18 protein-coding genes are annotated in these 25,801 nt (G+C 71.4%); 9 read left to right on the top strand and 9 right to left on the bottom strand.

What is annotated here, in order from left to right:
• The first annotated feature begins 5 nt into the window (after nt 1-5).
• Complete coding sequence (locus ACBR40_RS35925) at nt 6-1,928, top strand: N-acetylmuramoyl-L-alanine amidase (protein ID WP_371251615.1); 1,923 nt, start codon at nt 6-8, stop codon at nt 1,926-1,928.
• Here ACBR40_RS35925 and ACBR40_RS35930 read toward each other — a convergent pair.
• Together ACBR40_RS35930 and glgP are read right to left on the bottom strand one after the other, a co-directional pair.
• Nucleotides 1,891-2,787 carry a MurR/RpiR family transcriptional regulator gene (locus ACBR40_RS35930; RefSeq protein WP_329590423.1) on the bottom strand — a complete coding sequence of 299 codons (897 nt, stop codon included), beginning with the start codon at nt 2,785-2,787 and terminating at the stop codon, nt 1,891-1,893. The genes ACBR40_RS35925 and ACBR40_RS35930 overlap by 38 nt on opposite strands.
• A gap of 20 nt (nt 2,788-2,807) precedes the next feature.
• Nucleotides 2,808-5,396 carry an alpha-glucan family phosphorylase gene (gene glgP, locus ACBR40_RS35935; protein WP_371251616.1) on the bottom strand — a complete coding sequence of 863 codons (2,589 nt, stop codon included), beginning with the start codon at nt 5,394-5,396 and terminating at the stop codon, nt 2,808-2,810.
• Between the two features lie 243 nt (nt 5,397-5,639).
• On the opposite strand from glgP, the gene ACBR40_RS35940 reads away from it, so the two are divergent.
• From ACBR40_RS35940 to ACBR40_RS35950, 3 genes are all read left to right on the top strand, one after another.
• The gene (locus ACBR40_RS35940; RefSeq protein ID WP_344217507.1) at nt 5,640-7,739 is read left to right on the top strand and encodes an alpha-1,4-glucan--maltose-1-phosphate maltosyltransferase; all 2,100 of its coding nucleotides are present in this window, start codon (nt 5,640-5,642) and stop codon (nt 7,737-7,739) included.
• Nucleotides 7,740-7,810: 71 nt separating this feature from the next.
• Complete coding sequence (gene treS / locus ACBR40_RS35945; protein WP_371251617.1) at nt 7,811-9,511, top strand: maltose alpha-D-glucosyltransferase; 1,701 nt, start codon at nt 7,811-7,813, stop codon at nt 9,509-9,511.
• A 3-nt stretch (nt 9,512-9,514) separates the two neighbouring features.
• Nucleotides 9,515-10,840: an aminoglycoside phosphotransferase gene (locus ACBR40_RS35950; RefSeq protein WP_344217511.1), complete on the top strand. Its 1,326-nt coding sequence runs from the start codon at nt 9,515-9,517 to the stop codon at nt 10,838-10,840.
• 4 nt (nt 10,841-10,844) lie between these two features.
• On the opposite strand, the gene ACBR40_RS35955 is transcribed toward ACBR40_RS35950, so the two are convergent.
• The gene (locus ACBR40_RS35955; protein ID WP_371251618.1) at nt 10,845-11,468 is read right to left on the bottom strand and encodes a DUF4328 domain-containing protein; all 624 of its coding nucleotides are present in this window, start codon (nt 11,466-11,468) and stop codon (nt 10,845-10,847) included.
• A gap of 287 nt (nt 11,469-11,755) precedes the next feature.
• Here ACBR40_RS35955 and glgB point away from each other — a divergent pair, with 287 nt between their 5' ends.
• The 3 genes from glgB to ACBR40_RS35970 all read left to right on the top strand — a co-directional run bounded on the left by glgB (nt 11,756) and on the right by ACBR40_RS35970 (nt 17,509).
• Nucleotides 11,756-13,921, top strand: a complete 2,166-nt coding sequence (glgB, locus tag ACBR40_RS35960) for a 1,4-alpha-glucan branching protein GlgB (RefSeq protein ID WP_371251619.1) — start codon at nt 11,756-11,758, stop codon at nt 13,919-13,921.
• Between the two features lie 108 nt (nt 13,922-14,029).
• The gene (locus ACBR40_RS35965; RefSeq protein ID WP_371251620.1) at nt 14,030-15,961 is read left to right on the top strand and encodes a S8 family serine peptidase; all 1,932 of its coding nucleotides are present in this window, start codon (nt 14,030-14,032) and stop codon (nt 15,959-15,961) included.
• Between the two features lie 72 nt (nt 15,962-16,033).
• A complete protein-coding gene (locus ACBR40_RS35970; protein ID WP_371251621.1) occupies nt 16,034-17,509 on the top strand; it encodes a S8 family serine peptidase in 1,476 nt (491 codons plus the stop codon).
• Nucleotides 17,510-17,539: 30 nt separating this feature from the next.
• On the opposite strand, the gene ACBR40_RS35975 is transcribed toward ACBR40_RS35970, so the two are convergent.
• Nucleotides 17,540-18,214 (bottom strand): nucleoside/nucleotide kinase family protein, encoded by a 675-nt coding sequence (locus ACBR40_RS35975; protein ID WP_371251622.1) that lies wholly within the window; start codon nt 18,212-18,214, stop codon nt 17,540-17,542.
• A gap of 85 nt (nt 18,215-18,299) precedes the next feature.
• Between ACBR40_RS35975 and sppA the strand changes: the two genes are divergently transcribed.
• Nucleotides 18,300-19,997, top strand: a complete 1,698-nt coding sequence (gene sppA, locus ACBR40_RS35980) for a signal peptide peptidase SppA (RefSeq protein WP_371251623.1) — start codon at nt 18,300-18,302, stop codon at nt 19,995-19,997.
• Nucleotides 19,998-20,066: 69 nt separating this feature from the next.
• Here sppA and ACBR40_RS35985 read toward each other — a convergent pair whose 3' ends face one another.
• The 5 genes from ACBR40_RS35985 to ACBR40_RS36005 are packed head-to-tail and all read right to left on the bottom strand — an operon-like array spanning nt 20,067 to nt 23,970.
• Complete coding sequence (locus ACBR40_RS35985; protein ID WP_371251673.1) at nt 20,067-20,522, bottom strand: flavin reductase family protein; 456 nt, start codon at nt 20,520-20,522, stop codon at nt 20,067-20,069.
• Between the two features lie 49 nt (nt 20,523-20,571).
• Nucleotides 20,572-21,510, bottom strand: coding sequence for an ABC transporter substrate-binding protein (locus ACBR40_RS35990; RefSeq protein ID WP_364454185.1), 939 nt, complete (start codon nt 21,508-21,510; stop codon nt 20,572-20,574).
• Nucleotides 21,511-21,549: 39 nt separating this feature from the next.
• Entirely contained in the window at nt 21,550-22,242 is a 693-nt protein-coding gene (locus tag ACBR40_RS35995; RefSeq protein WP_344217531.1) for an ABC transporter permease, read from the bottom strand.
• A complete protein-coding gene (locus tag ACBR40_RS36000; protein ID WP_091078598.1) occupies nt 22,239-22,919 on the bottom strand; it encodes an ABC transporter permease in 681 nt (226 codons plus the stop codon). Before ACBR40_RS36000 ends, ACBR40_RS35995 begins: the two co-directional genes overlap by 4 nt.
• Complete coding sequence (locus tag ACBR40_RS36005) at nt 22,912-23,970, bottom strand: ABC transporter ATP-binding protein (RefSeq protein ID WP_371251624.1); 1,059 nt, start codon at nt 23,968-23,970, stop codon at nt 22,912-22,914. The genes ACBR40_RS36000 and ACBR40_RS36005 overlap by 8 nt, the downstream gene beginning before the upstream one ends.
• Nucleotides 23,971-24,229: 259 nt before the next feature.
• On the opposite strand from ACBR40_RS36005, the gene ACBR40_RS36010 reads away from it, so the two are divergent.
• The gene (locus ACBR40_RS36010; protein ID WP_371251625.1) at nt 24,230-25,789 is read left to right on the top strand and encodes a hypothetical protein; all 1,560 of its coding nucleotides are present in this window, start codon (nt 24,230-24,232) and stop codon (nt 25,787-25,789) included.
• Nucleotides 25,790-25,801 lie beyond the last annotated feature (12 nt).

A 25,801-nucleotide genomic window follows, 5' to 3' on the forward strand; every position in this document is an offset into this window, starting at 1 on the left:
TGTCCATGCGCAGACTTCTGGCGCTCGGCGTGGCCGTCCTGTTGCCGTTAACCCTTGCCCCCACCGCCCAGGCCCAGGCCCAGGACGCCGCCGACCGGCAGCGGGCCTTCGCCGCCGCCGCGGCCGAGTACCAGGTGCCCGAGAGCGTGCTGCTCGGCGTCTCCTACCTGGAGTCGCGGTGGGACGCCCACGCGGGCAGGCCCTCCAGCGACGCCGGCTTCGGCCCCATGCACCTCACGGACGCCGCCGCCTACACCGGCTCCAACCACCACGACGCGGGCGAGGAGGACGCCCGCGGCGACGACGCCAGACCCCTGCCCGCGCCCGCCGAGCGGCCCGCCCCCGCGGAGATCCCGGCCCGGCTGCGGACCATGGAACGCGCCGCGGCGCTCACCGGCGAGAGCCACGAGCGCCTGCGCTCCGACGACGCCGCCAACATCCGCGGCGGCGCGGCCCTGCTGGCCGACTACCAGAAGTCCCTCGGCGCGCCGCTGAGCGACGACCCCGGCGAGTGGTACGGCGCCGTCGCGAAGTACTCGGGCGCCGAGGAGGCCGGGGCCGCCAAGTTCTTCGCCGACGAGGTCTACTCGGTGATCGCCGAGGGCGCCCAGCGCACCACCGACGACGGCGAGCAGGTCCGGCTGCCGGCCGTGACCGGCCTGCGCAAGATCGAGAAGTGGCTGGAGAAGCTGGGCCTGCGGCCCCCGGTCCGCCCCGACGGCGTCGAGTGCCCGGCCTCGATCTCCTGCGAGTGGATCCCGGCGGCCTACCAGGAGCTGCCGCCGGACGACTACGGCCACTACGACCTGGCGAACCGCCCGGTGAGCCAGAAGGTGGACTACATCATCATCCACGACATGGAGGGCTACTTCCTGCCGTCCATCCGGCTCAACCAGGACCCCAACTACGGGGCGAGCTGGCACTACTCCGTCCGCTCCGCCGACGGCCACATCGCCCAGCACATCAAGACCAAGGACGTCGGCTGGCAGGCCGGCAACTGGTACATCAACGCCAAGTCCATCGGCATCGAGCACGAGGGCTTCCTGGCCGAGGGCAGCACCTGGTACACCGAGGCGATGTACCGCTCGTCCGCCCGCCTGGTCCGCTACCTGGCGCTGCGGCACGGCGTGCCGCTCGACCGCGCGCACATCCTGGGCCACGACAACGTCCCCGGCACGCTGCCGACGACCGTGCGCGGCATGCACGAGGACCCGGGCCCGTTCTGGGACTGGGCGCACTACTTCCAGCTCATGGGCGCGCCGCTGCACCAGCTCGGCGGGCCGCGCTCCGGCAGCGTCATGATCAAGCCGGACTTCGCCACGAACAAGCCCTACTTCTACGGCTGCGACCGCAAGAACCCCGAGGCCGCCTGCCCGCCGCTGCCCGCCCACACGGTGTGGCTGCGCACCGAGCCGCGCGCCGACGCCCCCCTGGTCAAGGACATCGGCAAGCACCCCACGGGCGAATCGCTCTACAGCGTCTACGACCACAGCGCCCGCGCCAGCACCGGGCAGCGCTTCGCCGTCGCCGATCGCCAGGGCGACTGGACGGCCATCTGGTATCTCGGCCAGAAGGCGTGGTTCCACAACCCGGCCTCGGCGCCGACCGCCGTCCCGTCGGCCGGCCTGGTGGTGACACCGAAGCCGGGCCTCGCCACGGTCCCGGTGTACGGGCGGGCGTACCCGGAGCAGGAGGCGTACCCGGCGGACATCCCGTACCAGGCGGTGACGCCGCTGCAGTACACGTTCTCGGCGGGCGAGAAGTACACCCTCGCCGGACCGGCGGCCACCGAGTACTACCGGGCGGTCACCTTCAACCTGGAGGACCACAAGGTGGTGCGCGGCAAGACCAAGTATCTGCAGATCCAGTTCGGTCACCGGGTGATGTTCGTCAAGGCTGACGACGTGCGGGTGTCGTTCTCCGGGTGAACTCGCTGACGGCCCTGCGGGTGCTGGCCAGCGCCTCCTGCGAGGAGTCGTAGGTGCGCTGCGCCACCCCGACGAACAGGCAGTCGACGACGAGGAGCTGGCTGATCCTGCTGGCCAGGGCGCCGGGACGGAACTCCGTCTCGCGCCCGGCCGAGATGAGCACGTGCTCGGCCAGCTCCGCGATCGACGAGCGCGGGTTGTTGGTGATCGCCACGGTGGTGGCGCCCGCCTCCTTGGCCCGCGTGAGCGGCTCGATCACGTCGGGGGTCTCGCCCGAGGTGCTGATGCCGATCGCCACGTCGCCGGGCCGCAGCAGCACGGCGCTGGTGAGCGCGAGGTGGGCGTCCTGGAAGGCGTGGCTGGACAGGCCGATGCGCAGCAGCTTCTGCGCGACGTCCCCGGCCACCAGGCCGGAGGCGCTGACACCGTAGGCGTCGATCCTGCGGGCCCCGACGATGGCGTCCACGACCAGGCCCAGCCGCTCGCTGGTGAGCTGGGCGACCGTGTCGTTGATCGCCTCGGACTCGGCCCGCGCGACCTTCTGGATCACCGCCGACAGCGGGTCGTCGGGGGCGAGGTCGCCGGGCACGAGCCGGTCGGGCTGCGCGGCCGCGGCCGCCAGCGCCAGCCTGAGCTGCGGGTAGCCGGCGAACCCCAGCAGCCGCGCGGTCCGCACGATCGTGGCCTCGCTGGTGCCCGAGGCGGCGGACAGCTCGGTGATGGTGCTCCGCGCCACCGTCGCCGGGTCCTCCAGGATGAGGCGGGCCACGGTCTGGGCGGCCGGCGTCAGGGACGGCAGCACACCTCGGACCGTGGCCACCAGAGTGTCGGCCCGCAGGCCGTTGGCACTGTCGTCCACCCCCCGATTATGCCTGGGCTTTAACGCAATGTGCCGTTCGTCATGCCCACGGGTTCCTCGGGGACCGCGATGAGGCCGAGCTCGGCCGTCGTCGCGACCAGCGGGTGATCCGGGACGACCCGGACGGTATAGCCGAAAGCACCCGTGCGGTCGAGCGGCACCACGCCCGTGTAGTGGGCGCGGCCGTCGTCGTCCACCGACTGGCAGGTCATCTTCGCATACGACGGGTGGACCAGCTCGTCGTGCGGCCCGACCTTGCCGTACGCGGCCTGGACCAGCACGTCGCCGGGCTCCAGGTCGCCGAGCGCCACCGTGGCGTGCACCTCGATCGCGGCCCCCACCTCGGGGGTGTCCGTGTCGCCCGCGCCGGACGCCTCCACGTGCTCCACCCGCACCCCCGGCCAGGCCCGGGTGACCCGGACCCGCCAGGCGGCGAACGCCTTGGCCGGGGCGTGGGCGTCGGCCGCCAGCGCCCGCGCGGACTTGGCGGCCGGGGTGTAGAGGTCCACGACGTAGTCGCGCAGCATGCGCCCGGCCAGCACCTTCGGCCCGAGCGAGGCGAGGGTGTGCTTGACCATCTCCAGCCAGCGCCGGGGCAGGCCGTCGAAGGCCCGGTCGTAGAAGCGGTCGGACACCTCGTGCTCGATGAGGTCGTAGAGTGCGGCGGCCTCCAGCTCGTCACGCCGGTCGGGGTCGGTGACGCCGTCGGCGGTGGGGATCGCCCAGCCGTTGGTGCCGTCGTACCACTCGTCCCACCAGCCGTCGCGGATCGACAGGTTGAGCCCGCCGTTGAGCGCGGACTTCATGCCCGAGGTGCCGGACGCCTCCAGCGGGCGCAGCGGGTTGTTGAGCCACACGTCGCAGCCCTGGGTCATGAGCTGGCCGAGCGCCATGTCGTAGTCGGGCAGGAAGACGATCCGGTGGCGCACGTCGGCCTGGTCGGCGAACTTGACGATCTGCTGGATGAGCTTCTTGCCGCCCTCGTCGGCGGGGTGCGCCTTGCCGGCGATGACGATCTGCACCGGCTTGTCCGGGTCGAGCAGCAGCTCGGTGAGCCGCCGCTGGTCGCGCAGCATGAGCGTGAGCCGCTTGTACGACGGCACCCGCCGGGCGAAGCCGATGGTCAGCACGTCGGGGTCGAGCGCGTCGTCGATCCATCCCAGCTCGGCGTCGGAGGCCCCGCGCTCGCGCCAGGACCTGCGCAGGCGAGCCCGGGCGCCCTCGACCAGGCGGCGGCGCAGCACCCCGCGGATCTCCCACAGGTCGGCGTCGGAGAGCTTCTGGATGCCCTCCCAGCCGCGGGCGCGCTCCAGCAGCGCGGGCAGCTCGCGCCCGGCCAGCTCCATCAGCTCGCGGCCCACCCAGGTGGGGGCGTGCACGCCGTTGGTGATGGAGCCGATCGGCACCTCGTCGAGGTCGAACCCCGGCCAAAGGTCCTTGAACATCTCACGGCTGACCTCGCCGTGGAGCTGCGAGACGCCGTTGACCCGCTGGGCCAGGCGCATGCCCATGACGGCCATGTTGAACCGCCCGGGGTCGGACTCCGCGCCCAGGGCGAGGATGCGCTCGACGGGCACGGTCGGCCAGGACGCCGAGCCGCCGAAGTGGCGCTCGATCAGCTCGACGGGGAAGCGGTCGATGCCCGCGGGCACCGGCGTGTGCGTGGTGAAGACGGTGCCGGCGCGTACGGCCTCCAGCGCCTCGTCGAAGGTGAGCCTCGCCTCGGTCAGCTCGCGGATGCGCTCCAGGCCGAGGAAGCCGGCGTGGCCCTCGTTGGTGTGGAAGACCTCGGGCTCGGGGTGCCCGGTGACCCGGCAGTAGGCCCGGATCGCGCGCACGCCGCCGACGCCGAGCAGCAGCTCCTGCATGAGCCGGTGGTCGGTGCCGCCGCCGTAGAGGCGGTCGGTGATGTCGCGGGCGGCGTTGTCGTTGTCGGCGACGTCGGAGTCGAGCAGCAGCAGCGGCACCCGGCCGACCTGCGCCACCCAGACCTGGGCGTGCAGCACGCGCTCGTCGGGCAGCCCCAGGCGGATCTTGACCGGGGTGCCGTCGGCCTCCTTCAGCAGGGACAGCGGCAGGCCGCCCGGGTCGAGCGAGGGGTAGTGCTCAAGCTGCCAGCCCTCGGGCGACAGCGACTGTGTGAAGTAGCCGTGCCGGTAGAGCAGGCCGACCGCGAGGATCGGCACGCCGAGGTCGCTGGCGGCCTTGAGGTGGTCGCCGGCCAGGATGCCGAGCCCGCCGGAGTATTGCGGCAGGGCGGCGGCGATGCCGAACTCGGGCGAGAAGTAGGCGATGGCCCGCGCGCCGTCGGGCAGCGTCTGGTACCAGCGCGGCGAGGTGATGTATTCGCGCAGGTCGTCGGCGGCGTCGGCGAGCCGCCGCAGGAAGCGGCGGTCGGCCGCCAGCTCGGCGAGCCGTGCGGGCGTGACGGCCCCCAGCAGGGCCACGGGATCGTGCCCGACCTGCTCCCAGAGATCGGCGTCGACCTCGGCGAACAGGTCCAGCGTCTCCGGGTGCCAGGACCAGCGGAGATTGTGTACGAGCTCGCCGAGGGCGGCCAGCTCCGTGGGCAGGACGGTGCGGACGGTAAACCGACGGATAGCTCTCACGTTGTGCACCCTACGGGCTAGGAGGGACCTCTCGTTCCTTCACCCCCATCAGAGCCCTTCAAACCACTTCCGAAGACAAGCATGAAGAGGGCGCAATGGGGCAACTTTCCCTAATGTTGGGTTCTCCCGCGCACTTCTGCGGGAGGTCTATCCGCTGCTGTCCAGAAATAACGTGCGAGGATCGTTCCTGCCACGGAAAACCTCCGGCGGCACCGAGTGTGCCGTCGCAAACCCTTGATTGCGATGATCGGACGAATTCCCATCACGGACATCTCCCCCGTCGTCGACTGCGGGCAGCGGCCCGCCAAGGCGGTCGCCGGCGAGACCTTCGAGGTCTCTGCGACCGTCTTCCGAGAGGGCCATGACGCCGTGGCCGCGGGCGTGGTGCTCACCTCGCCCGATGGGCAGCGTGGCCGGTTGAGACCGATGCGCGAGCTGGGTCCGGGCACCGACCGCTGGGCCACCGAGGTGTGCCTGCCCGCCGAGGGCGACTGGCTCTACCGCGTGGAGGCCTGGAGCGACCCGATCAGCACGTGGCTGCACGACGCCGAGATCAAGATCCCGCGTGGCATGGACGTCGACCTCATGTGCGAGGAGGGCGCCCGGCTGTTCGAGCGGGCGGCCAAGGCCGTGCGCGCGGCCGACTGCCCCTCCGTGCCCACGGGCCAGAACGGCGGCGCCAACGCCACCGGCAGGGCGGGCGGCAACGGCAGGGCGGGCGGCAACGGCGAGCCCTCGTGCGGGCACCGGGCGGCGCTGCTGTCGGTCGCGGCCACGCTGCGCGACGACAACCTCGACCCGCGGGCCCGGCTGTCGATCGCGCAGCTCCCCGACACGGCCGCGCTGCTGGAGGCCCACCCGTTCCGCGAGCTGGTGACCAGGTCGAAGTCGTTCAAGATCCGGGTGGACCGGCGCCGGGCGCTCTACGGCTCCTGGTACGAGTTCTTCCCGCGCTCGGAAGGCGCGGTGGTCAGCCCCGGCATGTCGAGGTCCGGCACCTTCCAGACCGCCGCGAAACGGCTGCCCGCGATCGCCAAGATGGGCTTCGACGTCGTCTACCTGCCGCCGATCCACCCCATCGGCACGACCTTCCGCAAGGGCCGCAACAACACCCTGAGCCCCGAGCCCGACGACCCGGGCTCGCCGTGGGCGATCGGCTCCGAGGACGGCGGCCACGACGCGATCCACCCCGACCTCGGCACCATCGAGGACTTCGACGAGTTCGTGACGCGCACCCGCGAGCTGGGCATGGAGGTCGCGATCGACCTCGCGCTCCAGTGCTCGCCGGACCACCCGTGGGTCAAGGAGCACCCCGAGTGGTTCACGATCAGGGCCGACGGCTCGATCGCCTACGCCGAGAACCCGCCGAAGAAATACCAGGACATCTACCCGCTCAACTTCGACCGGGACCCCGAGGGCATCTACGCCGAGGTCCGCCGGGTGGTGCGGCACTGGATGGACCACGGGGTGCGGATCTTCCGGGTGGACAACCCGCACACCAAGCCGGTGAACTTCTGGGAGCGGCTGCTGGCCGACATCCACACCACCGACCCGGACGTGCTGTTCCTGTCGGAGGCGTTCACCCGGCCGGCGATGATGCGGGCGCTCGCGAAGGTGGGCTTCCACCAGTCGTACACGTACTACACCTGGAAGAACTCCAAGTACGACGTCGAGACCTACCTGTCGGAGCTGGCCAGGGAGACCTCGGCCTACCTGCGGCCCAACCTGTTCGTCAACACGCCGGACATCCTGCACGAGTACCTGCAGCACGGCGGGATGCCGGCGTTCAAGATCCGGGCGGTGCTGGCCGCGCTCGCCTCACCGACTTGGGGGGTTTATTCCGGATATGAACTCGGGGAAAATATCCCAGTCCGTCCGGGAAGTGAAGAATACCTCGATAGTGAGAAATATCAGTACAAGCCTCGCGATTGGATGACCGCCGAGCGCGAGGGGCACAGCCTGGCTCCCTTCATCACTCATCTGAATTTGTTTCGAAGAGCGCATCCGGCACTGCAGGAATTGCGTAACCTACGATTTCACCGGGTCGACCAGCCGGACATCGTCTGCTTCTCGAAGCGTCTGCCGGGGGCCTATGACCCGGCCACCAGGCGGCACGGGCTGGGCGACGTCGTTCTCGCGGTCGTCAACCTGGATCCGCACCACACCCATGAGGCAACCGTTGATCTTGACCTGCCCGCCCTCGGGCTCGACTGGAACGCCGAGTTCGTCGTGGACGACGAACTGTCCGGCGAGTCCTACCGCTGGCGTCAGAGCAACTACGTGCGCCTCGACCCTCACATCCAGCCTGCCCACATTCTCACCGTACGAGCCGCGCCACGGTAGAACTGAATTCAGCGGGGAGTCTTCAACGTGTGTGTCAGCGCCTCCCTCATGAGCCTCCGGCGAGGGCGCTCATGAGCTCCACACCCATTCCCAACACCTTCGACGAGGAAAAGCCGCGCGATCCCTACTGGTACAAGCGCGCCGTCTTCTACGAGGTCCTCATCCGGGGCTTCGCCGATTCCAACGGCGACGGCACCGGCGACATCAAGGGACTGATCAGCAAACTCGACTATCTCCAGTGGCTGGGCGTCGACTGCCTGTGGCTGCTCCCGCTGTACGAGTCGCCCCTGCGTGACGGCGGCTACGACATCGCCGACTTCATGAAGATCCTCCCCGAGTTCGGGGACCTGGGCGACTTCGTGAAGCTCGTCGAGGAGGCGCACCGGCGGGGCATGCGCGTCATCGCCGACCTCGTCATGAACCACACCAGCGACGCCCATCCCTGGTTCCAGGCCTCCCGGCACGACCCCGAGGGGCCGTTCGGCGACTTCTACGTGTGGTCGGACACCGACGAGAAGTACCAGGACGCCCGGATCATCTTCATCGACACCGAGACCTCCAACTGGACCTACGACCCGGTCCGCGGCCAGTACTACTGGCACCGCTTCTTCCACCACCAGCCGGACCTCAACTACGAGAACCCGGCGGTGCAGGACGCGATGCTGGAGGTGCTGCGCTTCTGGCTGGACCTCGGCATCGACGGGTTCCGGCTGGACGCGGTGCCCTACCTCTTCGAGGAGGAGGGCACCAACTGCGAGAACCTGCCGAGGACGCACCAGTACCTCAAGCGCATCCGGGCCGAGGTGGACCGGCTCTACCCCGACCGGGTCCTGCTGGCCGAGGCCAACCAGTGGCCGTCGGACGTGGTGGAGTACTTCGGCGACCCGGTGGGCGGCGGCGACGAGTGCCACATGGCCTTCCACTTCCCGCTGATGCCGCGCATCTTCATGGCCGTGCGCAGGGAGAGCCGCTACCCGATCTCCGAGATCCTGGCGCAGACGCCGAAGATCCCCGAGCACTGCCAGTGGGGCATCTTCCTCCGCAACCATGACGAGCTGACGCTCGAGATGGTCACGGACGAAGAACGCGACTACATGTACACCGAGTACGCCAAGGACCCCCGCATGCGGGCCAATGTCGGCATCCGCCGCCGCCTGGCCCCGCTGCTGGAGAACGACCGCAACCAGATCGAGCTGTTCACCGCGCTGCTGCTGTCGCTGCCCGGCTCCCCCGTGCTCTACTACGGCGACGAGATCGGCATGGGCGACAACATCTGGCTCGGCGACCGCGACGGCGTGCGCACCCCGATGCAGTGGGATCCCGACCGCAACGCCGGCTTCTCCGACTGCGACCCCGGGCGGCTCTACCTGCCCGTGATCATGGACCCGATCTACGGCTACCAGGCCATCAACGTCGAGGCCCAGCAGAAGAACGCCGGTTCGCTGCTGCACTGGACCAGGCGCATGATCGAGATCCGCAAGCGGCACCCGGTCTTCGGCCTGGGCGAGTACGCCGAGCTCAACTCCTCCAACCCGAGCGTCCTGGCCTTCGTCAGGGAGCTGGGCGACGACCGGATGCTGTGCGTGAACAACCTGTCACGCTTCCCGCAGCCGGTGGAGCTCGACCTGCGCAGGTTCGTCGGCGTCTCCCCCGTGGAAACCATGGGAGGCGTGCCATTTCCGGCAATTGGCGAACTACCGTATCTTTTGACGCTTCCTGGGCATGGGTTCTACTGGTTCACACTCCCGCCGGCCGTCATCCAGGAGGAGTAGGACGTGCTGAATGAGCTCCTTGCCGCATGGATCAGCCGCCAACGTTGGTTCGGCGGCAAGGGGCGCCCGATCGACGAGCTGTCGATCGACGCGGACGTCGTGCTGACGCCCGGACTCCGACATCTGATCGTCGCCGTGTGGCAGGACGGCTGCCGCGACCGCTACCAGCTCCTGCTGGGCGAACGCCACGACCTGCCCGACCGGCTCGCCCACGCCCTGATCGGCTCGATCGACGGCGTGTGCCTCTACGACGCCACCCACGACCCCGAGCGCACCGCGTGGCTGCTCGACGGCATGGCGCGCGACGAGACCCGCAGCGGCCTGCGCATGCGGCACGTCGAAGGGGCCGAGATCGACTCCTCGCCGCGCAGCATGGTGCTCGGGGCCGAGCAGTCCAACACCTCGCTGGTCTACGGCGACGCCTACATCTGCAAGCTCTTCCGCCGTCTCATCCCCGGCGTGAACCCGGAGCTGGAGATCGTCACGGCCCTCGCGGAGCGGAAGGCGCCGCACATCGCGCAGCCGTACGGGTGGATCGAGGCCGACCTGGACGGCACCGGGACCACGCTGGCGATCATGCAGGAGTACCTGTCGAACGCCAACGACGGCTGGGACCTCGCGCTGACCAGCGTCCGCGACCTCTACGCCAGCCCGCCGGAGACCTCCGCCGCCGAGGCGGGCGGCGACTTCGCGGGCGAGGCGCGGCGGCTCGGCGTCGCCACCGCCCGCGTGCACGAGGAGCTGGCCGCGGCCTTCCCCACGGCGACGATCGAGACGTACGAGATCAAGCGCATGGCGGAGGCGTTCCGCCGCAGGCTCGTCCGGGCCGTGGTGGAGGTGCCCGAGCTGCGGCCGCACGTGGGCGCGCTCGAAGAGGCCTACCACGAGGTGGAGCTGCTCACCGGCGCGGTGCCCGTGCAGCGGGTTCACGGCGACTACCACCTGGGCCAGGTCATGCGCACGCCCACGGACTGGGTCGTCCTCGACTTCGAGGGCGAGCCAGGACAGCCGCTGGCCGAGCGGCGGGCGCTGTCGTCGCCGCTGCGGGACGTGGCGGGCATGCTGCGCTCGTTCGACTACGCGGCCCGCCACCTGCTGGCCGGCCGCGCCGAGGCGGCCGACCTGGAGGAGCGGGCGCAGGAGTGGGCCGACCGCAACCGCGCCGCCTTCCTGGAGGGCTACCGCGAGGGCGGCGGCGTGATCGGCCGGGCCGACGCGGTGCTGCTGCGGGCGTTCGAGCTGTCCAAGGCCGTGTACGAGGTCGGCTACGAGGCCAGGAACCGCCCGACCTGGCTCCCCATCCCGCTGGCCGCCTTCCGGCCCCGCTGAGCGGTCACGCCCAGCGGGAGGCGCCAGGATGGAGGACGGGAGCGGCCTCCATCCGCCGTGCCTCCTGCTCGCCGGTGATCCGCAGCACCACGAGGATCGCGAACACCGCGGCCACCAGCATCAGCGCGATGCTCACCACGTCGAAGCGGGCCGCCGTGGCGAGCGCGTCCGCCTCCTCGGCGTTGAACAGCAGGCGCGCGGCGACGTTCGACACCCAGGCGCCCACGAGCCAGGCCGCCCACCAGGCGTGGAGCAGCCCCTTGCGGGACGACCACGAGCGGGCGGAGGCGTCCCAGATGTCGTCCACGATCTGCTTGGGGAACCAGAGCGAGACGATCGGGACGATCCAGCCGAGGATCAGCCAGGGACGCGAGCGCCGGTGCCCGTGCGGGGCGAGGATCTCGGCGTTGGCCCGCACCCGGAACAGCCAGACCAGGAACGCCACGATCGCGGCGAGGTAGGCGACGGCCTCCACGACGCCCGAGAAGGCGTAGACGAGGTCCGCGGTGTCGATCTCCGCGTCGGTCACGGAGGTCACGTCGGCGATGATCCGGTCCACGACGCCGGCGTACCAGAGGTCGATGACCGCCGCGACGACGCCGACCAGCGAGTCGGCGACGAGCGCCACGACCGCGAGGATCGCCGGTCCGCGGACCGGGCGTAAGAGCGGAGGAGGCGGAGGATATGACGGATGTGTGGGGGAAGCAGGTGGCGGGTACATTGCTGCAACCTTTCTGGCTAGGTTGACGAGCGGCGCACCAGTATGTCGAGCCAGATAGCGGTAAAGGATGGGTTATCCCATCCCGGCACGGTCTTGTGATGAACCCGGGATTTTGCACTTTCTGTGATTGTGTCGGGTATGCGGGCAGAGCCTGGGATGGACGGTCGTCTTAAGGCAGTGTTGGGAGCATGCCGATGAGGAACGAGCTCGACCGCCTCGCGGGTGGGGCGCACCACGATCCGCACTCCGTGCTCGGAGCGCACCCCACTGCCGGCGGGGTGGTCTTCCGCGCGCTGCGCCCGCTGGCCGAGCGGGTCACGGTGGTGCTGGACGACGACGGCGCCACCTTTGACATGAAACACCAGGCACACGGGGTGTTCGAGGTGCTGGTTCCCGGGCTCGACAAGGTGCCCGGCTACGCGTTGCGGGTGAAGTACGCGGGCGGCGAGCCGTTCACCGTGCGCGACCCCTACCGGCATTGGCCCACCCTGGGCGAGGTGGACCTGCATCTCATCGGCGAGGGACGGCACGAGCGGCTGTGGGAGGCGCTGGGCGCCCGCGTGATGGAGCACGAGGACACCGAGGGGGTGGCGTTCTCCGTCTGGGCGCCCAACGCGCGCGGCATCCGCGTCATCGGCGACTTCAACCACTGGGACGGCACCGCCTACCCCATGCGGTCGCTCGGCCGCTCGGGCGTGTGGGAGCTGTTCGTGCCGGGCCTGGGGGCCGGCGAGCGGTACAAGTACCAGGTCCTGGGCGCGGACGGCACCTGGCGGGAGAAGGCCGACCCCATGGCGCGGCGCACCGAGGTGCCGCCGATGACGGCCTCCGTGGTGGACAAGTCCGACTACAGCTGGCAGGACGACGCCTGGCTCGTCGAGCGGCGCGAAGCGCACGCGCAGGCCAGACCCATGAGCATCTACGAGGTGCACCTGGGGTCGTGGCGGCCCGGCCTGTCGTACGTGGAGCTGGCCGAGGAGCTGTCCGCGTACGCGGACGACATGGGCTTCACCCACGTGGAGCTGCTGCCGGTGGCCGAGCACCCGTTCGGCGGGTCGTGGGGCTATCAGGTGACCTCCTACTACGCGCCGACGGCCCGCTTCGGCACCCCCGACGAGTTCCGCCACTTCGTGGACCGCATGCACCAGCGCGGCATCGGCGTGATCCTCGACTGGGTGCCCGCGCACTTCCCCATGGACGAGTGGGCACTGGCCCGCTTCGACGGCACCCCGCTCTACGAGCACGCCGACCCGGCGCGCGGCGAGCACCCCGACTGGGGCACCTACGTCTTCGACTACGGCCGCCGCGAGGTGCGCAACTTCCTGGTCGCGAACGCGCTGTTCTGGCTGAAGGAGTTCCACATCGACGGCCTGCGCGTGGACGCCGTGGCCTCGATGCTCTACCTCGACTACTCGCGGCGCGAGGGCGAGTGGACGCCGAACGTCTACGGCGGCCGGGAGAACCTCGACGCCGTCGAGTTCCTCAAGGAGATGAACGCGGTCAGCTACCGGGAGGCGCCCGGCATCTCGACCGTGGCGGAGGAGTCGACGGCCTGGCCGGGCGTGTCGCGCCCGGTGCACCTCGGCGGGCTGGGCTTCGGCTTCAAGTGGAACATGGGCTGGATGCACGACACGCTCGAATACCTGCGCCACGAGCCGGTCTTCCGCCAGTACCACCACCACCAGATGACGTTCTCGCTGCTCTACGCCTACTCCGAGAACTACGTGCTGCCGCTCTCGCACGACGAGGTGGTGCACGGCAAGGGGTCGCTGCTCGGCAAGATGCCCGGCGACGAGTGGCAGCGCTTCGCGCAGCTCCGGGCGCTGCTGGCGTTCATGTGGGCGCATCCGGGCAAGCAGCTGCTGTTCATGGGCGGCGAGTTCGGCCAGGGCTCGGAGTGGTCGGAGGAGCGCGGGCTCGACTGGTGGGTGCTGGAGTTCGACGGGCACCAGGGCGTGCAGCGGCTGGTCCGCGAGCTCAACCGGATCTACAAGGACACCCCGGCGCTGTGGGAGCAGGACACCACCCCCGAGGGCTTCCGCTGGCTCGACGCCGACGACGCCTCGGGCAACACCTTCTCCTTCGTCCGCTACGCCAAGGACGGCTCGGCGGTGGCGTGCGTGGTCAACTTCAGCGGCGCGCCGCACGACGGCTACCGGCTGGGGCTGCCGTACGCGGGGCAGTGGCGCGAGGTGCTCAACACCGACGCCTACGACTACTGGGGCAGCGGCGTCGGCAACATGGGCGGGATCGAGGCGGTGGAGGAGCCGTGTCACGGGCAGCCGTACTCGACGACGCTGCGGGTGCCGCCGCTCGGCGCGGTGTGGTTCACGCACGAAGGGACGTCCGCGAACGGCTGAACACCGGGGGTGAGGTCACTGAAAGTTCGGTGAGAACCGGACGGGGGGCCTGTGCCTGGTGGGGAAATCGCCCTAAACTCCGAGATCATCCCCTTCGGAGGAAGACGCGTGCGATTTCGCCACCTGATGGTCTGTTCGGCCGTTCTGGCGCTGATCCCGTTATCGGGGCCGGCCTATGCGGACGACCCCACCCCGACGCCGACCCCTGCCCCCACCGCGATCCCCACGGGCGCACCCTCACCCGCTCCCACCACCCCTGAGGAGAAGGTCGAGGACGGTCTGGGCGCCGGCGGCGGCGCCGAACGGGCCATCGTCGAGCTGACCGACCCGGCGCAGAACGAGCCCGTGGCGAGCCAGGCGGCGGCCCAGAGCGTGGACGTGGTGCTCAAGCCCCAGAACGGGTCGTTCATGGTCGTGCAGGGCACCGCGGAGGAGCTGGCCGCGCTGGCCGCCGATCCGCGGGTCGCCTCGATCCATCGGGACCGGACGTACACGCCGGCCGACGTGGGCCCCAACCTCAAGCTCATCGGCGCCGACCAGGCGCACGCCAAGGGCCTCACGGGGACCGGCCAGGCGGTGGCGGTGCTGGACACCGGCATCGACCGCGACCACCCGTGGTTCAGCGGCCGGATCGTGGCCGAGGCGTGCTTCTCCGCCGTGGAGGCCGGCGTCGAGTCCTTGTGCCCCAACGGGCAGAGCGAGCAGATCGGCGAGGGCGCGGCCGACGCCATGACCGCCAAGTGCCTCGCCGGCGGCACGAACCTGTGCGACCACGGCAGCCACGTCGCGGGCATCGCGGCCGGCTCCGGCGGCGTCGCGCCCGGCGCGAGCATCGTCGCGGTGCAGGTGTTCAGCCGGGTCGACGACGAAGGGGTGTGCGGCGAGCCGTCGTGCGTGCTGGCGTTCGAGTCGTCGCTGCGCCTCGCGATGGACTACGTGGCCGGGCTGGACCAGCCGCTGGCGGCGGTCAACCTGAGCCTCGGCGGCGCGCTGTCGGAGACCGACTGCGACGCGAGCGAGGAGGGCGCGATCTTCAAGCCGAAGATCGACGCGCTGCTGGCCAAGGGCGTCGCGACCGTGGTGGCCGCGGGCAACGAGTCCTTCGACGGGACGTCGTACCCGGCGTGCGTCTCCTCGGCGGTGGCGGTCGGGGCGAGCGACAACGCCGACGCCATCGCGGACTTCTCGAACCGGGGGGCGGCGCTGGACCTGTTCGCGCCGGGCGTGGACGTCGAGTCGGCGGTGCCGGACAACCAGACCGTGGTCTACAGCGGCACCTCGATGGCGACGCCGCACGTGGCGGGCGCGCTCGCGCTGATGAAGCAGTCCGAGCCGGAGACGCCGATCGGCGATCTGGTCGAGAAGTTGAAGAGGACGGGGCGGCCGTACACGTACGAGTCGAACGGCGCGCAGGTCACCACGCCGCGCCTGGACCTGGCGGCGGCCCTGGCAGGGGCGGCGCCGCAGCCGACGATCTCGCAGTCGCCCGTCGCGCCCGACCCGGACCCGTCCGACGGGACCGCCCCGGCCCCCACGGACCCGCCGGCCGACGACCCGCCGTCCGACGACCCGCCTGAGTCGCCGGCCCCGCAGCCGACGACCTCCCCTGTGCCGCTGCCCACCGTGACGGTCACCGTGACGGTGACGCCCACCCCGGCCGCCACGGCCGCGGTCTGCACGCGCGGCACGGCGGCCAAGAAGCTGTCGGCCAAGAAGTGGGCCGTCGAGATCCACCGCAGCAGCGGCAAGCTGTCCGATGCCACGCTCACCTGCTATCTGAAGCTGATCGCGAAGTCGAGCAAGGTGTTCCCCGAGCTGACGAAGGCCTCGTCGCTGGGCAAGGCGTACCGGGTGCTGAAGAACGGCACGACCAACAAGGCCAAGCTGGACAGCGCCCTGCTGACCGCCTGGCTGAACTGGGCGCACGGCACGAACGGCACCACGGCCCTCACCGCCGCCGAGAAGGTGCGGATGGTGAGCAAGCCATCGGCGTCCGCGCTGAAGAAGGCGACAAAAAACGTTCTGAACACCGTCAAATAACATTCGTCACTCACATCGCACAAGACGCAGGCGGGGAGGAACCGGGCCGAACGCCGATTCCCGGAGGAACCCGTGAGGCTACGGTCCCTGCTCGCCTGCGTCGCCGCCCTGGCCGCCACGTCGGCGGCGCTCTGCGCGCCGCCCGCCCTGCGCGCCGACACTCGCCCCGTCCGGGAGGCGCCCGTCCCGCGTGACGGCGCCGTGGCGCTGAACGCGCACTCCAGGGGCGCCAGCGGACCCGTCGTCAGCGACGAGCTGGTGGAGGAGATCCAGACGAGAAGCCGGGTCCGCTGCATCATCGAGCTCAAGCCGGACCAGAACGTCGGGGTCGTCGCGAACGACATCGAGAAGGCGTCCGAGAGCGGCCGGGTGCTCAAGGCCAACGGCTCCTCCACCTTCTTCGTCGCCGAGGTCGACCAGCGCACGCTCGACGAGCTGCGCAAGGACCCCCGCGTCCGGGCCGTCTACAAGGACGAGCTGAGCGCCGCGGCCCCGATCGGCGCGCCCGCCATGCCGCGGGGCCTCGACGTCAGCACCGACCTGATCGGCTCGAACCGGGCCAACGCCGCCGGCTGGACCGGCCGCGGCACGACGGTCGCCGTGCTCGACACGGGGATCGACCGCCGCCACCCCTTCTTCGCCGGCCGCGTCGTGGGCGAGGCCTGCTTCTCCTCCTCCGACGCCCGCAGCGGCACCGTCTCGCTCTGCCCGAACAACCGGCCGAACCAGACCGGCGCCGGGGCGGCCGACGCGACCACGGCCCGGTGCGTCGTGGACGGCGCCAACGCCTGCTACCACGGCTCCCACGTGGCCGGGATCGCGGCCGGCCGCCTGGTCCCCGGCGCGCCGTCGAACGGAGTGGCCCCCGAGGCGGGCATCCTCGCCGTCCAGGTGTTCAGCCGGCTGGAGAATCCGCTGTCCTGCGCCTCCCTGGGGGCCAGCTCGCCCTGCCTGCTCAGCTACACCTCCGACCAGAAGCTGGCCCTGGAGTACGTGGCGCGGGTGGCGAGGGCCTACCGGGTCGCCGCGGCCAACCTGAGCCTCGGCGGCGGCGAGCCGTTCAGCCGGGCCTGCGACGCCGACCCGGCCGCGTCGGCGCTCAAGCCCCAGTTCGACGCGCTGGAGAGGCTCGGGGTGGCCACCGTGGTGGCGGCGGGCAACGAGGGCTTCACCTCCGGCGTCACCGCCCCGGCCTGCATCTCCACGGCCGTCGCCGTGGGGGCCAGCGACGCCGCCGACGCGCTGACCTCGTTCACGAACCGGGGCCCGCTGGTGGACCTGTTCGCGCCGGGGGTGGCGATCCGCTCGGCGGTGCCCGGGGGCTCGTACGTGGCCATGACCGGCACCTCCATGGCCGCGCCGCACGTCGCCGGCGTGTTCGCGCTGATGCGGCAGGCCTACCCGCGCTTCTCGGTGGCGCAGACCCTGCAGCGCCTGCAGGCCACGGGCCGGCGCCTGCGGTACAGCGCGGGCGGGACGTCGATCACCACCGCCCGCGTCGCCGCCGACCGCGCCACCGCCGCCGCCACCGCCCGCACCGCCGCCTGACCTCGGCTCACCTGCGGGATCACCGCGGTTCTAGCGGGGGGTGAGGAGGAGTGCGGCGGTGTCGAGGACGAGGTCGGCGGTGTGGCGGGTGGCGCGGATGGCGGCGGCGTTGGGCTCGTCCACCTCCGCCACCCAGCGCTCGGCCGCCTCCGGGGCCTTGCCGAAGCGGATGTGGCGGCGGACGAGGCGGTCGAGGCGGACGCGGTCGTCGAGGTCGGCGTACCAGACCTCGGTCATGGCGGCGCGCACCAGCGGCCACGGGTCCTGCGGGAGGAGCAGGTAGTTGCCCTCGCTGACGACCACGCGGGCCTCGGGCGGGACGGGGACGGCGCCGGCGAGGGGCTGTTCGAGGTCGCGGTCGAAGGACGGGGCGTAGACGACCGTGCCGGTCTCGGTGTGGAGGCGGCGCAGCAGGGCCAGGTAGCCGCGGGCGTCGAAGGTGTCGGGCGCGCCCTTGCGGTGCCGCCGGCCGAGGCGTTCCAGCTCGACGTCGGCGAGGTGGAAGCCGTCCATCGGCACCCACACGGCGGGCAGGCCGGTCGCGGTGAGCCGGTCGGCCAGCCAGTGGGCCAGGGTGGACTTGCCCGCTCCCGGGCAGCCCGCGATGCCGAGCACGACCCGCCGGCCGCCGGCGGCCAGGTCGTGGACGCGCTCGACCAGGGTGTCGGCGGGCGTGGGGCCGGCGTCGTCGGTGTTCGGTCGCACGGATCCATTGTTCCCGGCGGCCGGGTGTGGACTTCGTATGAACTGCCCAGACACGAACGGAAATGTGTCGCTTAGGGTGAGTTGTATGGACGCAGGCAAGGCGATCTTCGAAACCGTCGACAGGCTTCGCCAGCGGCGCACCGGCCCGCTGATCCTGGAGCTCGATCTCACCGAGGGCGTCACGGAAGGGCCGCCGACGGATCCGCTGGCCGCCGTGTTGTCCATGCGCAAGACGCGCCTCGCGGACGTCATCGGCGGGCTGCGGCGGGCGCGGCAGGACTCCCGGGTCAAGGGGCTGGTCGTCAAGATCGGCGGGCCGCCGCTGGGGCTCGCCATGGTGCAGGAGCTGCGCGAGGCCGTCCTCCACTTCCGGGCCAGTGGGAAGCTGACCGTCGCGTTCGCCGAGACGTTCGGCGAGTTCGCGGGCGGCACCGTGCCCTACTACCTGGCCAGCGCCTTCGAGCGGGTCTACCTGCAGCCGAGCGGGGACGTCGGGCTCACCGGCGTCGCCGTGGAGCAGCGCTTCCTCAAGGGCGCGCTGGGCAAGCTGGGCGTCGGCTACGAGGTCGGCCAGCGGCACGAGTACAAGACCGCCGCCAACACCTTCACCCAGGACCACATGACCGAGCCGCACCGGGAGTCGATCGGCCGGATCGTGGAGTCGATCACCGAGACGATGATCGACGGGATCGCGGACGGGCGGCGGCTGGACCCGGAGAAGGTGCGCGAGCTGATCGACCGCGGCCCGTTCACGGCCGGCGAGGCGCAGGAGGCCGGGCTGGTGGACGGGCTCGCGTACCGGGACGAGGTGTACGACGAGCTCAAGCGGGCCGCGGGCGCGGAGGCGAACCTGCTGTACGTCTCCCGCTACGCCCGCGCCGCCGCCGTCAGGAAGCTGCCGCACCCCGGGGCCGACGGGATCGCGCTGGTCCACGGCATCGGCATGATCAAGTCGGGCCGCAGCGGCCGGAGCCCGCTCGGCGGCGGCGGGGCCATGGGCTCCGACACGATCAGCGCCGCGCTGCGGGCCGCCCGCCGCGACGAGCACGTCAAGGCCGTGGTGTTCCGGGTGGACAGCCCCGGCGGCTCGTACGTGGCCTCCGACACGGTCTGGCGCGAGGTGGTGCTGACGCGGAAGGTCAAGCCGGTCATCGTCTCGATGGGCGACCTGGCGGCCTCCGGCGGCTACTTCGTGTCGATGGCCGCCGACGTGATCGTGGCCCAGCCGGGGACGCTGACCGGGTCGATCGGCGTGTACGGCGGCAAGCCCGTCTTCGCCGACCTTCTCCAGCGGATGGGGATAAGTACGGAAATGGTGGCCGAGGGGGCCAACGCCGGCATGTTCTCCCCCTCGCGCGCCTTCTCCCCCGAGCAGTGGGAGCGCGTCAACGCCTGGCTCGACCGCATCTACGACGACTTCGTGGGCAAGGTGGCGAGCAGCCGGGACCTCAGCAGGGAGCGTACGCACGAGCTGGCCCGCGGCCGGGTGTGGACCGGCGCGGACGCGCGGGCCAACGGCCTGGTGGACGAGCTCGGCGGCCTGGAGGACGCCCTGGCCCTCGCCAGGAAGCGGGCCGGGCTGAGCGAGAGCGCGCCGGTGCGGATGTACCCGCGGCTCAACCCGCTGGAGCGGCTGCGCGGCCCGGACTCCAGCGAGGACAAGTCCGCCGCCCTGGCCAGGATGCGGCTCGACGCCTGGGGGCCGCTGTCCCGCCTGTCGGCCGAGCTGGGCCTGCCCGCCGCCGGCCCGCTGATCCTGCCCGAGTGGTACACGATCCGCTGACCGGCACCGGCCGGCGTCGGGCCGCTGACGGAGCCGCTGACGGGCCGGTGACGGAGCCGCCGCCGGCCCTCACACGGGGCGGTAGCGGCCCCGCAGGCGGACCAGCGGCTGGAGCGACGGGTCGACGTAGGTCACGCCGAGCACGGCGGCGATGAAGAGCGTGTGGTCGCCGGCCGGGACCACCTTCGTGGTCTCGGCCTCCAGCGCGGCCACCCCGCCCTCCACCACCAGCGCCTCCGTGTGCGCCCCCCGATGGTGCGGCAGCCCCGCCACCAGCAGGCGGGCGCTGGGCCTGCCCGGGGTGGCGAAGCGGCTGGCGACGGCCGCCTGCCCCGCCGACAGCAGGGAGGCGGCCCAGCGGTCCCGCCGGAGCAGGACCTCGTGCAGATAGCCGCCGCCGGCCAGGCTGACGAGCACGAGCGGGGGCTCCAGCGACACCGACATCAGCCCCGACACGGTGGTGCCGAGGTCGTCGCGCCCGTCGCGTACGGTCACCACGGCGACCCCGCCGGCGAGCTGCGCCATCGCCTCCGTGAACTCGCCCGTGAACTCGCTCACCGCGCGCGCACGCCGATCAGCCCAGGCCGTTGGTGGTCAGCCATTCCTTGGCCACCGTGGCGGGCTCGTCCTTGTTGACGGAGATCTGCTGCATCATCTGGAGCAGCGAGTCGGTCGTCAGCTTGGCCGAGACGGAGTTGAGCGTGGTGCGGATCGTGTCGCTCGCGCCCGCCTTGAACAGCAGCGGCGTCACGTTCTGGGCCGGGAAGACGTTCTTGGTGTCCTGGAGCGGCACCAGGTTGTTGGCGGTCATCTTGGGGTCCGTGGTGAAGACGTTGCCGACCTGGATGGTGCCGTCCTTCAGCGCGTCCGCGGTGGTGGGGCCGGTCGGCTTCCACTCCTTGAACTCGATCCCGTAGACCTCCTTGAACCGGGCCTCCCAGCGCTTCTTGAACTCCGGCGGCCCGCCCACGACCAGGGTCTTGGAGACCTTGCCGAGGTCCTCCATCGTGGTCACGGACTGCTTGGCCTGGAAGTCCTTGGTGACCGACAGGCTGTCCTTGTCCTCGGCCGGGGAGGAGTCGAGCACCTCCAGCTCGGCGGGCAGCTTCTCCTTCAGCGCCGCGTTGACCTCGTCGGTCGTGGCGGCCGTGGCCTTGAGGTCGATGAAGGCGAGCAGGTTGCCGTTGTACTCGGGGACGATGGTCAGGCCACCGCTCTTGACCTGGTCGTAGACCGCCTCGCGGCTGCCGATGCGCGGCTTCTCCTCCACCTGCACGCCCTTGGACTCCAGGGCCTGGGCGTAGATCGAGGCGAGCAGCACGCTCTCGTCGAAGTCGAAGGAGCCGATGACGGCCTTGCCCGCGTCGGCGGCCCCGCCCGAGGCCGAGCCGCTGGGGGCCGCGCTGGAGGTGTCGAGCGGGTTGCCCGCGTTGCCGGACCCGCCGCCGCCACAGGCGGACAGCGCGAGCACCGCCGAGATCAGCACCCCCGCGATGCCGTACGTGCGTCTCATCTTGCTATTCCCTTCTAAAGCGGGCGGTAATACAGGAGACTATCGGATTTTCTGTCGCCGGCTCACCCCCGGCGAGACCGCCACCCTCTGCGCGAGCGCGAACAAGATCTGCACAACCAGTGCGAACAGCACAATCAGTACGGAACCCCCGACGACGCTCGCGTAATCCTTCGTCGCGAAACCGTCGATCACGTACCGCCCGAGCCCGCCCAGCCCCGTGTACGCCGCCACCGTCGTCGTGGCGACGACCTGGATCGCCGAGAGCCGGCACCCGAGCAGGATCAGCGGCAGCGCCACCGGCACCAGGGCCCGCGTGAGCACCTGCCCGCCGCGCAGCCCCATCCCGTACGCCGCGTCGCGCAGCTCTGGATCGACGCCTCTGATGCCCTCGTAGGTGTTGACCAGGATCGGCGGCACCGACAGCAGCACCAGCGGGATGATCACCGGCCAGATCGACGCCGTGCCCAGCAGCAGCACGAACATCACCAGCAGGCCCAGCGTCGGCAGCGCCCTGGCCAGGTTCGCCGAGACGACCACGATCACCTCGCCGCGCCCGGTGTGCCCGATGAGCAGCCCGACCGGCACCGCGATCACCACGGCCAGCGCCAGCGCCAGCGCCGAGAACTCCAGGTGCTCCAGCAGCCGCATGGGGATGCCGCCAGGGCCCGACCAGTTGGCGGCCGTGCCGAAGAACTCGCCCAGCCAGGAGAAGAAGCTCGTCAGCCAGCTCACGACGCCATCCCCTTCCGCGCGCGCACCCAGGGGGTCAGCAGCCGCTGCGCCAGCACGATCAGCGCGTCGGCGACCAGCGCCAGCGCCACGATGAGCACGATGCCCACGATCACCGGCGGCATGAACGGGTTCTGGTAGGCCCGCGTGAACAGCCCGCCGAGCCCGCCCTGCCCGATCAGCGCGCCCACGCTGACCAGGCTGATGCTGGAGACCGCGACCACCCGCAGCCCGGCCAGCACCACGGGCACCGCGATCGGCAGCTCGACCCGCAGCAGCCGGCGCAGCGGCGTGAAGCCCATCGCGACCGCCGACTGCCGTACGTGGTCCGGCACCGAGCGCAGCCCGTCCACGACGGCCGGGATGAGCACGGCCATGCCGTAGAAGGTGAGCGGGATGATCACCGTGGTCTGCGACAGCCCGGTCACCGAGATCAGCAGCATGAAGACCGGCAGCGACGGCAGCGCGTAGATCACGTTCATCAGGCCCGACGTGGGCTGGTAGAGCCAGCGCCAGCGCGCGCAGGCGAGGCCGAGCGGCAGCGCCAGCACCAGCGAGAGCACGATCGGCACCAGGGACATCGTGAGGTGGTCGGTCAGCAGGTTGCGGATGCTGTCGGCCCGGCCGGTGTCCCAGTTGCGGCCGATCCACTCCCAGATGGAGGGCGGGCCGTCAGACATCGGCGGCCTCCGCGAGCGCCTGGTCCAGGCTCTCCCTGGTGGCCACGCCGACCACCCTGCCCCCCTCGTCCACGGCCACCGCGCAGCCGGACGGCGACAGCAGCGCCGCGTCGAGGGCCGCGCGCATCGAGTCACGCCCGTGGACGTACGTGCCGTGGCGCTCCAGCTCGCCGGGACGCGCCCCGGAGGCCCAGCCGAGCGGCCGGCCCTCGCCGTCCACGACCAGCAGCCACGGCTCGGCGGCGCCGCGCTCGGCGCCCTCCGTCACGGTCAGGTCCGTACGCAGCCGCAGCCCGTCGGTCGGGACGAACCCCAGCCGCCGGATGCCCCGGTCGTGCCCCAGGAACTCCCGGACGAAGTCGTCGGCCGGCTCCGTGAGCAGCGTCTTGGGATCGGCGACCTGCGCCAGCCGCCCGCCCACGCGCAGCACCGCCACCCGGTCGCCGAGCTTGATGGCCTCGTCGATGTCGTGGGTGACGAAGACGATGGTCTTCTGCAGCTCCGACTGCAGCCGCAGCAGCTCCTCCTGGAGGCTCGTCCGCACGACCGGGTCCACGGCGCTGAACGGCTCGTCCATGAGCAGCACCGGCGGGTCGGCGGCCAGCGCCCGCGCCACGCCCACGCGCTGCTGCTGCCCGCCCGAGAGCTGGAACGGGTAGCGCCCCGCCAGCGACGGGTCCAGCCCGACGCGCTCCAGCAGCTCCATGGCACGGGAGCGGGCCTTCTTGCGGTCCCAGCCGAGCAGGTAGGGGACGGTGGCCACGTTGTCCACGATCTTGCGGTGGGGGAACAGGCCGGCCTGCTGGATGACGTAGCCGATGCCGCGCCGCAGCGTCGGCGGATCGATGCCCTGGACCGGTTTCCCGTCGAGGAGGATGCGGCCCTCGCTGGCCTCGATCATGCGGTTGATCATCCGCAGGGACGTCGTCTTCCCGCATCCGGAAGGGCCGACCAGGACGGTGATCTCCCCTGTGGGCGCCTCCAGGCTGAGGGAGTCAACCGCCACCGTGCCGTCCGGATAGCGTTTGGTGACAGCGTCGAATGTGATCACGCGTGACCTCTCGCTCGTGGCAGGGCCGCGACCCCCGTGCCACGACCGCCGCATGATCTCTCGTGCACGACAGACTACGGCGAGGACTACGGGCGTGTCGTGCCGGGCTGCGCTTAAGCGCTTCACTGACCAGCCTTATTTACTTAAATCTGGATCTGGTAGTGCGCCGAACCTGTCGGTGTTGGCATGATTACCTCCACAATCTCCCTGACGCGCACCCCTCTCACCCGCAGCGTCCGCACCCAGAGGATCCGGCCCCGTGTCCCAGCCGCTCACCGATCAGCGCCCACGCGCCGAACTGATCGCAGAGCTCTACGACCGCCATGCCGCCGGGCTGTTCGCGTACTGCGCCGACCAGCTGGGCGACCTCGGTTCCGCCTCCGACGTCCTGCTGGCGGTGCTCAACGCCGTCCCGGCCGCGGAGCCGCCCCGCGCCGCTCTCTACGCCTTCGCCCGCCGCGAGATCCACCGCCGCGACGTCGTCTACGCCCCGCCCGCCGTCGACCCCCTCATCGACCCCGCGACCGCTCTCGTCGAGCGCACCCTGCGCGAGCTGCGCCTCCACCAGCGCGAGGTGCTGGTGCTGTGCGCGGTCTGCGGCCTCAGCAAGGCCGAGCTGGCCTGGGTGCTCGACGTCGCCCCCGACACCGCCGAGGAGCTGGCCGTGGGAGCCGGGCACCGGTTCCGCCAGGCCCTCGGCACGGCGCTGGCCTCGATCGGCGCCCGCGTGCCCAAGCCCGTCGCCGACATCTACGGCGCGCTCGCCGTCGCGCCGCTCAAGGACGTGCTCGGCCGTCTGCCGTGGCCGCAGCCGCCCGGCGCGCTGCGCATCCACTTCGCCGGCTCGCGTACGGCCCAGCCCGCGCCGCTGTTCGTCAAGCCGCGCTGGCCGAGCCCGCCGGTCTGGCCGCAGCCGCTGGCCGACGCCGACCCCGCGACCAGCACCGTGATCTTCCCGGCGGAGCTGCTGTCGCCGCCGGCGGCCTCACGGGTGTCCGAGCACGAGGCCACCACGGCCCCGATGCCCCGGCTGCGCGGCCCGGTCGGGCCCCCGCTCGGGCCCCCTCCCGGCCTCACCCGGCCGCTCAGGGACCCGCTCGGGGCCTTCGACGACGGCCGGCGCGCCAAGCGCACGCCGGTCCCGCCGCTGCCGCCGAGCGAGGAGCGGCCGTTCTTCATGGCCGCGCCGGCCGAGGACGGGCTGCAGCCCTTCGCCACCGGCGACGTGCTGCTGCCCAAGGACTCCCCCGAGCCGTACGCGACGGGTGACGTGCTGCTGCCGGGCGAGCCGCCGTTCACCCCGCCGGCACCGCCCGCTGGACGGGGCGGGCTGCGCCGGCCGGAGCCGGTGCGCCGCTCCCAGCCGACCCCCGCCGACGACGTGCTGGTGCACAAGGGCCCAGCCCGCCCGCTCCAGCCCGGCGACCCGCGGCAGGAGGAGGACGGACCAGCCAGGGAGACCGCGCCGCTGTTCCAGCCGCGCGCCAAGCCCTCGGCCGAGCCGGTCTACCGCCTGCCGTGGGAGGACGAGCCCGCAAGACGGGACGAGCCCGCGAAAAGGGATGAGCCCGCGAGGAAGGATGAGCCCGCGGGCAAGGACGCCCCGGCCCCTGCCCCGGCGCGGGACGCGTTGGAGCCGCGTCCGGTCCGTGCCCGGCCCGTCCCCAAGCGCCGCCCCGAGCTGAAGCCGCGTCCGGAGAAGAAGCGCCGCCGCAAGGAGCGCCACTACGACTGGGTCTGGGAGCTGGTCGGCTTCCTGGTCTGCGTGGCGATCGCGATGATCGTCTTCTTCTCCGTGCCCACCATCTTCAACCCGTAGCCCCTCCCCGAG

Source organism: Nonomuraea sp. AD125B (assembly GCF_041402765.1).
Lineage (GTDB): Bacteria > Actinomycetota > Actinomycetes > Streptosporangiales > Streptosporangiaceae > Nonomuraea > Nonomuraea bangladeshensis.

Excerpts from the sequence above, each read along its gene's own strand:
- ACBR40_RS35925 (WP_371251615.1), top strand. The coding sequence starts at position 6 with ATGCGCAGACTTCTGGCGCTCGGCGTGGCCGTCCTGTTGCCGTTAACC.
- ACBR40_RS35940 (WP_344217507.1), top strand. The coding sequence starts at position 5,640 with ATGATCGGACGAATTCCCATCACGGACATCTCCCCCGTCGTCGACTGC.
- sppA (WP_371251623.1), top strand. The coding sequence starts at position 18,300 with ATGGACGCAGGCAAGGCGATCTTCGAAACCGTCGACAGGCTTCGCCAG.
- ACBR40_RS36000 (WP_091078598.1), bottom strand. The coding sequence starts at position 22,919 with ATGTCTGACGGCCCGCCCTCCATCTGGGAGTGGATCGGCCGCAACTGG.
- ACBR40_RS35985 (WP_371251673.1), bottom strand. The coding sequence starts at position 20,522 with ATGGCGCAGCTCGCCGGCGGGGTCGCCGTGGTGACCGTACGCGACGGG.
- ACBR40_RS35990 (WP_364454185.1), bottom strand. The coding sequence starts at position 21,510 with ATGAGACGCACGTACGGCATCGCGGGGGTGCTGATCTCGGCGGTGCTC.
- treS (WP_371251617.1), top strand. The coding sequence starts at position 7,811 with ATGAGCTCCACACCCATTCCCAACACCTTCGACGAGGAAAAGCCGCGC.
- glgB (WP_371251619.1), top strand. The coding sequence starts at position 11,756 with ATGAGGAACGAGCTCGACCGCCTCGCGGGTGGGGCGCACCACGATCCG.